Source organism: Thermogemmatispora sp. (assembly GCF_019683755.1).
Lineage (GTDB): Bacteria > Chloroflexota > Ktedonobacteria > Ktedonobacterales > Ktedonobacteraceae > Thermogemmatispora.
Window position 1 is genome coordinate 1 of the sequence record NZ_JADGHT010000383.1, and the last position, 4,077, is coordinate 4,077.

At 58.5% G+C, this 4,077-nt stretch carries 3 protein-coding genes; 2 read left to right on the forward strand and 1 reads right to left on the reverse strand.

From position 1 onward, the window contains the following. Positions 1–1,355 (reverse strand): NAD(P)/FAD-dependent oxidoreductase (locus IRZ24_RS17605; protein WP_297167119.1); only part of this gene is annotated, 1,355 nt, incomplete at its 3' end. A 698-nt stretch (positions 1,356–2,053) separates the two neighbouring features. On the opposite strand from IRZ24_RS17605, the gene IRZ24_RS17610 reads away from it, so the two are divergent. Together IRZ24_RS17610 and IRZ24_RS17615 are read left to right on the forward strand one after the other, a co-directional pair. Next, complete coding sequence (locus IRZ24_RS17610) at positions 2,054–3,241, forward strand: hypothetical protein (RefSeq protein WP_297167123.1); 1,188 nt, start codon at positions 2,054–2,056, stop codon at positions 3,239–3,241. Between the two features lie 479 nt (positions 3,242–3,720). After that, the coding region (locus IRZ24_RS17615) for an MFS transporter (RefSeq protein ID WP_297167126.1) at positions 3,721–4,077 on the forward strand (357 nt) is incomplete at its 3' end.

Below are 4,077 nucleotides of genomic sequence, written 5' to 3' on the forward strand. Positions count from 1 at the left end.
CCCTCCATATCACCCTGAAAAGCGACCGAGCAGTGTTCTCCAGCGAAATGGATCGGTCCCTCACGTACCCCCTCAAAACCGCCGAAGAGCGTGTATTGTCCCACACGCCAGCAGGAATAGCTACCGAGCAGATGAGGGTCGCCTGTCGAGTAACTCAGCGCTGCCTGACCGGTATAATGGGCGCTGATCCCGGGAAAAATGCCCTCTAGCTGCTGCAGGCAAAGCGCCGCTGCCCGTCTCACAACCTCGGACTCGGCTGCCGTAGCATAGGCGGTCGGCGCGGCGAACGCCGCCCCTCTTCTGCCACTGGTATAGGAGAGCAGCAGGCCACCTGAGACGCCCTGGCCATACGAGACATCCCACAGCGTCTGAATATCCAGGTCAGTCACGATAAAGCCATTGTGGGGCAGGGGCCAGGGACCAGCCGAATACCAGTATGGCTGATCAAACTCCAGGAAAAGTTTGGAAACCGTGCCATAACCCAGCTCTGCAATGGCCTGCTGCTTCAAGGGGCTGAAATCGGCTCGACGATAATCGACCTGCCTCAGCGTCGTAAACGGCAGCGTTAAAATGACATGCTCGCAGCTTACTTCCAGGGGGCCGCCAGGCGTGGAAAACGTCAGGGCAACCTCGTGTCTGCCACGGCGTTCGATGGCTACCAGGCGATGACGCAGGTGAATGCTCCCTTCCGGCAAACTACGGGCGATAGCCTGTGGTAGCTGCTCGTTGCCTCCTCGAATCCTGCAACTTTCGCGCTGTGGCGCACCAGAGGTAGAACCCCGAGCCAGGTCGCGTGGCGCAAACATGTAAATCAAATTGAGAGAACTTTGCTCGCTCGTATCTAGACCGTAGTAGCCGCTGCACATGATATCCAGCAAGCGGCCCACGGGAGAACCATGACCACCCTCGACAAAGCGCTCGATCCAGTCATAGGCGCTTAGCTGATCGAAGCGACGACCAGCATCCGTGTAGTGCCTGTAAGTGGTCAGCGGGCCGATCTCCTCTAGCTGCTCTTGCAGCACGGCAGCTACAGCCTGCAACGGCTCTATTAGATCGTCCTCACGATAATAGCGCTTGAAAAAGTAGATGATCCGCGGCGCCCGCCCGCGTTCCAGACTCAGCGTGCTCAGCCCAAAGCGCCGGATCAGGCTATGCATCATCTCGTGATCAGCGTCAATGAATTCGCCGCAGCCCTCACTGACCGCCCCATACCGCCAGGTGTGTGTATCAGAACGGATCCGTCCACCAATCCGGTCAGAGGCCTCATAGAGCGAACAAGTTAGCCCTGCATCTTGCAGAGTCAGGGCCGCGACCAAACCGGCGATACCGGCACCAACAATGGCAATTCGTGGCATGATGCTGCTCCAGGAGCAATCTTTTAGAGTGATGCCCAAAGGCGTGCGTGCCGTTGTTCTATTACTCTATCACATGCCATCCCTGCGGAAAGCAAGCGCCAGATGCCCTGCCGGCCAGCCTCCAGCCACAGCCGCTCAACGGGCATTGTCTCCAATAATCAGCATACTGATATAGGTATATACACTAAAAACTATACTTTTTTGCTAGGATAGTATTCTATGAGAAAGACATCTTTATCTCATTTGCTACACTGTATCATGAAGAAGGCGGATAAGTAGAGAGGAACTCGTCGCCTACTCTACTGGCCGCATCTTCGAGCGAGGACGGAGATCAACGCTGAAGGCTGTTCGCCTGACCACCGCGACCGCCCGTCGTGGCTTCCTCGCCTGGTTGTCGGTCTCCTGGCTCTCAAGCTAGCGCCCGGCCTGTGGTGATCGAGGGAAGCTGCCAGTGATGGACGAAGCAAGCGCTTCCCAAGACTCCATCCGGAGCCACACGGCTGGCAGAGCAAGACAACGCAGCAAGCGTGGCCTGTGTAGGGAGGCCGGGAACAGGAGTGAGGACCTGAGTGACCGAGGGTGGCCTGCGGGGGAGCGGCTGGAAGGGCAAAGCAGCCTGGCCAGTAGCAGGAGGCTGCTGGTTTTTGCTGTCAGGGAAGACGTGGAAAGGGATGGTGTAAAGTAGTATGTTGGGTGGAATGCTCAAACGTTCTGGAGCGATCTTGCTGGCCGGCACACTGATCGCCCTGATCACCCTCCTCATCTCACGGGCGAGCAACGGCACAGCCCGCCTGACTTCACCGGTAGCGGCGGCCTCGCATGTTCCCGCCCTTACCTGTGGTACCTGGCGGCGCGTGCCTGATGCCGCTGAAGGGGCCTTACTAGGGGTCACCGCCTTTGGCCCCGACAACGCCTGGATTGTCGGCAGCCAGGGATCGGTCCCTCTGATCGAGCACTGGAACGGCAAGAGCTGGAGCGTTGTGCCCAGCCCGGCCCCGAGCGAGCCAGCGCTGCTCAAGAGCATCTCGGGCAGCGCGCCCGATGATATCTGGGCCGTAGGCAGTACCACCAATACCCCGAATCATACGCTTGTCGAGCACTGGGATGGCAAGAGCTGGAGCATTGTTAATGACGCAGTTGGCAATGGCCAGCTTAACGGCGTTGTAGCCCTGGCCCATAACGATGTCTGGGCGGTTGGTACCTCGAACAGCCAGGCCCTGATCGAGCACTGGGATGGCAAGAACTGGAGCGTTGCACTCCAGGCTAACCTAGTCGGCCAGGGCGATGCCTTACTCGCCATCGCGGCCAGCAGTGCGCATGACATCTGGGCAGTTGGAACCAGCCTCAAGGTCAGCTACAACTTCCAAGGCTACGGAGTCAACCTGAACATGAGTTCGATGGGCTCCGGTATCGTTGTCCACTGGGACGGCCAGAGCTGGAAGGCTGTCAGTGGCCAAGGCCCCTCTACCCAGATGGCGATGTTCAGCGGCGTTGCCGCGCTCGCGCCCGATAACGTCTGGGTCGTCGGTTCGGCATTCCAGGGCACGCTGCTGAATGGTCTGCATGTCAAAACGCTGGTTGAGCACTGGAACGGTTCCCAGTGGAGCCTTGTCCCTAGCTCCGATGCCCCCAATGCCTTCGCCAGCTATCTCACTGGCGTGGCAGCGGTTTCTCCAAACAATGTCTGGGCTGTTGGGGGGGCCTTCAGTGGTAGCCACTTCAGCTCCCTGCTTGAAAACTGGGATGGTGCCCATTGGAACCTGATCCAGGCTCCTAATGCCGCCGATGGCCGTCAGCACATGCTCCTTGGAGCCGCCAACGTCCCCAACACAAAGCAGGTCTGGGCCGTTGGTCTCCACGGTACTGTCTTGACGAACTGTGGCTAGCGCCTCGCGGTGCCCCCAGTGGCACAGCGCTCGCCCGGACTGAAGCCGCCTCGGCGGCTGCCCCTTATCTACCCCCTGGGGTCAGGGATAGACATCCCCTGACCCTCTCTTCTTTCTCTATGTTTCTGTCTGTTCACACTATTGTTACTCTCATTGCTTTCCTGGGGAGGCCTGCGTTAGACTGTTGACAGTTCTGCCGCTACTGGAGCAAAGCGCAGCCTGCCATAGCGTGCCGGGTGGGCAAAGCGCTGGTTGCTACCGGTCCTGGACTTCATCCGTTTTGGTAGTGAATGACATCGAGCCTCCCTTACCCGCTTGCTGGGGGTAAGAAGGCTGGCATTGTAGTGTGATCCGATCCAGGAGGTTCCCCTCGCTGGGTGGCCGGCTGAACAACTAGCAGACTGGCCTTGCCTGCTGAGAGGATGGCAGCAGCAGCCGGGGAAACCTGACGACATCTGGTCGGGATCGAGGGGGTTTGCATGAAGAAATTCGTAGAGGGCCTGGCCGTCCTCCGCGTACTGCGCCATCCTGCTCTGTTACGCTTGTGGCTGGCCCAGGTGATCTATCTGAGCGTTCAGTTTACAGCAAGCTATGCCATGATCGTGCTCATCACTAATGAGACGCATTCGGCGGTCATGGTCGGACTGGTGATTATCGCCCTCAGTCTACCGCTCGTCCTCTTCGGCGCTCCTGCTGGAGCGCTGGTTGATCGCCTCGATCGTCGCACTGTGCTCTGGGTCAGCAATGTCGTGCGGGCCTTAGCAACCCTGCTCTTCGTGCTTGCTCTCCTTCTCAGCCCTCATCAATATATTTTTATCTATATTCTGGCCTTTTTC